The 4,902-nt window shown below is 65.7% G+C and carries 5 protein-coding genes and 1 pseudogene; all 6 read left to right on the forward strand.

The features are described 5' to 3' along the window. The coding region (locus tag CWO91_RS41525) for an ATP-binding protein (protein ID WP_130221075.1) at nt 1-695 on the forward strand (695 nt) is incomplete at its 5' end. Nucleotides 696-748: 53 nt separating this feature from the next. After that, the gene (locus CWO91_RS41530) at nt 749-2,710 is read left to right on the forward strand and encodes an ABC transporter ATP-binding protein/permease (RefSeq protein WP_130221076.1); all 1,962 of its coding nucleotides are present in this window, start codon (nt 749-751) and stop codon (nt 2,708-2,710) included. A 227-nt stretch (nt 2,711-2,937) separates the two neighbouring features. Beyond that, nucleotides 2,938-3,762, forward strand: coding sequence for an FkbM family methyltransferase (locus tag CWO91_RS41535; protein ID WP_165406075.1), 825 nt, complete (start codon nt 2,938-2,940; stop codon nt 3,760-3,762). Nucleotides 3,763-3,786: 24 nt separating this feature from the next. Beyond that, nucleotides 3,787-4,173 carry a VOC family protein gene (locus CWO91_RS41540; protein ID WP_130221078.1) on the forward strand — a complete coding sequence of 129 codons (387 nt, stop codon included), beginning with the start codon at nt 3,787-3,789 and terminating at the stop codon, nt 4,171-4,173. A gap of 84 nt (nt 4,174-4,257) precedes the next feature. After that, complete coding sequence (locus CWO91_RS44900) at nt 4,258-4,500, forward strand: hypothetical protein (protein ID WP_130221079.1); 243 nt, start codon at nt 4,258-4,260, stop codon at nt 4,498-4,500. A 186-nt stretch (nt 4,501-4,686) separates the two neighbouring features. Beyond that, nucleotides 4,687-4,902 (forward strand): annotated as a pseudogene (locus tag CWO91_RS43920) (OmpA family protein); the annotation flags it as partial.

A 4,902-nucleotide genomic window follows, 5' to 3' on the forward strand; every position in this document is an offset into this window, starting at 1 on the left:
CCATTCCGGACACGCCGGTCTCCGGCAACCATGGCTTCGTCCGCGTCACCGTCAGCGACACCGGAATCGGCATTCCTGCGGCGCGGCTCGGCCGCATCTTCGAGCCGTTCTTCACCACCAAGCAGGTCGGCCACGGCACCGGTCTTGGCCTGTCCCAGGTGTTCGGCTTCGCCCGGCAATCCGGCGGCGAGGTGACGGTCACGAGCGAGGTGGGGCAAGGCAGCACCTTCTCGCTCTATCTGCCGCGCGTGCCGCCGGACCTGCGGTCGCAGCGGCAGGCGCCGAACACGGCGCCGGCGGTGGCCGGCAGCGGCATGTCGGTGCTGGTGGTCGAGGACAACATCGAGCTCGCCAATTTTGCCGCCGACGGCCTCACCGAGCTCGGCTACAGCATCACGCTGGTCGACAATGCGACCGATGCGCTTGCCGAGCTCGTCGTGGACGCCAATCGTTTCGACGTCGTGTTCTCGGACGTCGTGATGCCCGGAATGACCGGGCTCGATCTCGCGCAGGCGGTCCGCGAGCGCGGCATCGGCGTGCCGATCGTGCTGACCACGGGCTACAGCCAGGCCCTGTCGCAGGATGGCACTGCCGGCTTCGATCTCGTGCAGAAGCCCTATTCGATCGAAGAGTTGTCGCGCGTTCTGCACCGGGCCGCACGGCTGCGACGCGTCCGGGATGGCGCTGCCGAATGATTCGGCGATCGGAACCGGATGGAACCGGTTGATTTCCTTCGCGTTGTCCGCCTATGCACAAGCCCGCCGTGAAGCGCGAACAGGGCGAAAAGCCGCCCATTGTCGAGATCAAAGGCGAGAACGGCGATGAAGTGGCACCGCCGCCGCCTCCCGAGCTGCTCGAACCCGACCCCGAACTATCACCCGAGGAAGCCGAACAGGTTCGCAAAGATTATCTGCTGACGCGCTTCTGGATCAGCGCGCGCGGCTTCTGGGGCCGTAACGGCGATCGTCTCGCCTGGCCGCTCTCGATCGGCCTCGGCGTGCTGATCGTCCTGACCGTCGGCTTCCAGTACGGCATCAATGTCTGGAATCGCGCCATCTTCGACGCCATCGAGCAGCGCGATGCGACGAGTGTCTTCCATCTCAGCGCAATGTTCTTCCCGCTCGCGATCGGCAGCATCGCGCTCGGCGTCGCTCAGGTGTTCGCGCGCATGAGCATTCAGCGGCGCTGGCGCGCCTGGCTCACGGCAAGCGTGCTGACACGCTGGCTCGCCAACGGCCGCTATTATCAGCTCAACCTCGTCAGCGGCGACCACAATAATCCCGAATACCGCATCGCCGAGGACTTGCGCATTGCGACCGACTCGCCGGTCGACTTCCTCGCCGGCGTGACGTCGGCGCTGCTATCGGCCGTGACTTTCATCGTCGTGCTCTGGACCATCGGCGGCGCGCTCACCGTCACGCTGGGCGGCTCTAGCATCACCATTCCCGGCTTCCTGGTGATCGCCGCGATCCTCTATGCCGCGATCGCCTCCAGCTCGATCCTGGTGATCGGCCGCCGCTTCGTGCAGGTCTCCGAGCACAAGAACCAGGCCGAAGCCGATTTCCGCTACACGCTGACGCGCGTGCGCGAGCACGGCGAGAGCATCGCGCTGCTCGGCGGCGAAGAGGAGGAACGCGATGGCATCGACCGCAATTTCACCAGCGTGCTTCGGCAATGGGCGCGCCTGGCCGGACAACACATGCGCACGACGCTTGTCTCGCAGGGCTCCAGCCTCGTGGCGCCCGTGGTCCCTCTCCTGCTCTGTGCGCCAAAATTCCTCGACGGCAGCATGACGCTGGGACAGGTGATGCAGGCGGCCTCCGCCTTCACCATCGTGCAGAGCGCGTTCGGCTGGCTGGTCGACAATTATCCGCGACTCGCCGACTGGAATGCCTGCGCGCGCCGCATCGCCTCGCTGATGATGTCGCTCGACGGCCTCGAGCGCGCCGAGCAGGGCGATGGCCTTGGCCGCATCCAGCGCGGCGAGACCGGCAATGACGCCATGCTGGAGTTGAAAGACCTTTCCGTCACGCTCGACGACGGCACCGCGGTGGTCGGCGAGACCGAAGTGGTGATCGAGCCGGGCGAGCGGCTTCTGGTTGCCGGCGAATCCGGCACCGGCAAGAGCACGCTGGTGCGCGCCATCGCAGGGCTATGGCCGTGGGGCGGCGGCAGCGTCAATTTCCATCCCGACCGGCGGCTGTTCATGCTGCCGCAGCGGCCCTACGTGCCCTCGGGATCGCTGCGCCGCGCGGTCGCCTATCCCGGCGCCGCCGACGACTGGACGATCGAGGAGATCGGCCAGGTCCTGCGCAAGGTCGGTCTCGATCACCTCAAGGAGAAGATTAAGGAGGAGGCGCCGTGGGACCAGACGCTGTCAGGCGGCGAGAAGCAGCGCCTCGCCTTTGCGCGGCTGTTGCTGCACAGCCCCGACATCGTCGTGCTCGACGAGGCCACATCCGCGCTCGACGAGAAGAGCCAGGACAAGATGATGAAGATGGTCACCGACGCGCTGCCCAAGGCGACCATCGTCAGCGTCGCGCATCGCGCCGAGCTCGAGGCTTTCCACAGCCGCAAGATCGTGCTGGAGCGCCGCAAGGGCGGCGCCAGGCTCGTCAGCGACGTCGACCTGATACCGCGCAAGGGCAAGCGCAAGCTGCTCGGCCGCCTCCTGCGCCAGCGCATGGCGCCGGCCAAAAAGGCCGCGTGACTCTCTCCTCGTCGTCCCGGGCAAGCGCGCCCCAAGCGCGCGCCGATCCGGGACCCATAGCCACAGGATTGAGTGTGGCGAGGACTCGGAGTTGCCAGCTCGCGCCTAACTACGCCCTGGGGTTATGGGTCCCGGATCTGCGCTGACGCTTGTCCGGGACGACACCGAAATTGTAGCGCAAGGCAAAACCGGCTATGCATGCGCCGCTTGCAATGAGGACCGCCTGCTTGACGACCGACAACGCCCCTTCGTCCGCGCCGTTTGGCGCGTTTGCGCCGAATGCGGCGCAGGCCGCGATCATTCGCCTCGCGACACGATCGGGGCTGAAGCGCGGCGCATTCCGGCCCTGGATGTCGCGGCTGGTCAACCTGCTGCGCGGCGGTCCGGTCGACGTGCAGTATCAAGGCGCCTTGTTCCGTTTCTATCACCAGGGCAGTGCGACCGAGCGCGGCGCGCTGTTCAATCCAGATTACAATCTCGACGAGCTCGATTTCCTGCGTCGGCACACCCCGGCGGGCGGCACGTTCGTCGACGTCGGCGCCAATGTCGGCACGTTTGCGCTGGTGATGGCGCGGCAGGTCGGCACCAAAGGCAAGGTCGTTGCGATCGAGCCGCATCCGACGACATTTGCGCGGTTAGCGTTCAATCACGCCGCATCGAAAGCGATTCAGGTGCGCCTGGTGCAGGCCGCCGCGGGCGACAGCGACGGCGAGCTGATGATCGAGAGCGGCGGCGGCAATCTCGGTGCCACCCACGTCGTCACCGGCGCCGCGAGCGTCGATGCCATCAAGGTCCCGTCATTGCGGCTGACGCGCATTCTCGACGAAGCCGGCGTCGCGCAAGTCGATTCGCTCAAGATCGACGTCGAGGGTTTTGAGGACCGCGTGCTGATCGGCTTCTTCCGCGACGCGCCGAAATCGCTGTGGCCGCGCGCGGTCGTCATTGAGCACCTGTCACAAAACGAATGGCAGCAGGATTGTATTGCCGACATGCTCGCGCGCGGCTTTGCCATCACGCGCAAGACGCGGAGCAATACGTTCCTGTCGCGCTGACGGGGACGAACAGCGGAGCTTGCGATGATCGACCATTTGGGTTTCTCCGTCTCCGACTATGAGCGCGCCAAGGCGTTCTACGTCAAAGCGCTGGCGCCGCTCGGCTACAGCCTGATCATGGAAGTGACGGCGGAGCAGACCGGGCACGCCGCCGCCGCAGGCTTTGGCACCGACGGCAAGCCCGATTTCTGGATCGGCGGCGAGGGCGCCATGAACAAGCCGGTGCACGTCGCCATTCACGCCAAGGACCGCGCCACGGTGGACTCGTTCTACAAGGCGGCGATCGCGGCGGGCGGACGCGACAACGGCCCGCCCGGCATCCGCCCGCATTATCATGCGAACTATTACGGAGCGTTCGTGCTCGATCCCGACGGCCACAACATCGAGGCCGTCTGCCATACTCCGGAATAAGCCGCGTTCCACACCACGCGAAAAGGGAACATCGGCACGGCATCATCGTTATTGTCCTCTGGACAACTGTTCACGAAGGTGCCGATGCCAATCGAGCCGCCTGAGATTCCGCCGGCAACACCGGGGAATCCGACCGAGCCGCCTCCTGGAATTCCGCCGGGCAATCCGCAACCCGACATCACGCCACCGTTGCGCGAGCCTGGCGAAACACCGCGGCCGGATGAATTGCCGCCGCACGTTCCCGAAGAGATTCCACAACGCGGACCGAACGGGCCGCTCACGCCCAATCCTGCGACGGACGCACCTTCGCCGCGGGACCACACATGAGGCGAGCGATCACATGTGGGGCGATTGCAACCTGCGTCTGAATGCGCAATGAACGTCGTCATAGTGAGGTGATTTGCGTGCAGAAATAAATCGAGCCACGACTGCTTGGCCCGCCACATTCCGGCCTAACGCGTAGCCGTTCATCCCAACACTTCGTCAAAGAACCTTCCGGGGAAGTTCACCACCATGACCAACCTTCGTTTCGTGCTGCTTGCAACGACGGCTCTGACCGCGATGCAATTCGCAAGCTCCGCATCGCATGCGCAAAGTACGCCGCCGCTCGTCGTCGCACAGGCCCAGCCACAAGAGACGGGCCCTGACGGAAAACCGAAGCAGCCGCCGAAGGGACCGCCAGCGGCCGCACCGCCCGCGCGCCCGGCCACACCGCCGCCCGCGGCTGCA

The sequence above is a fragment of the Bradyrhizobium genosp. SA-3 genome (assembly GCF_004212635.1).
Taxonomy (GTDB): Bacteria; Pseudomonadota; Alphaproteobacteria; order Rhizobiales; family Xanthobacteraceae; genus Bradyrhizobium.

What these genes read in the sequence shown, in the direction of transcription:
- CWO91_RS41530 (WP_130221076.1), top strand. Translation starts at nt 749, where the DNA reads ATGCACAAGCCCGCCGTGAAGCGCGAACAGGGCGAAAAGCCGCCCATT.
- CWO91_RS41540 (WP_130221078.1), top strand. Translation starts at nt 3,787, where the DNA reads ATGATCGACCATTTGGGTTTCTCCGTCTCCGACTATGAGCGCGCCAAG.
- CWO91_RS44900 (WP_130221079.1), top strand. Translation starts at nt 4,258, where the DNA reads ATGCCAATCGAGCCGCCTGAGATTCCGCCGGCAACACCGGGGAATCCG.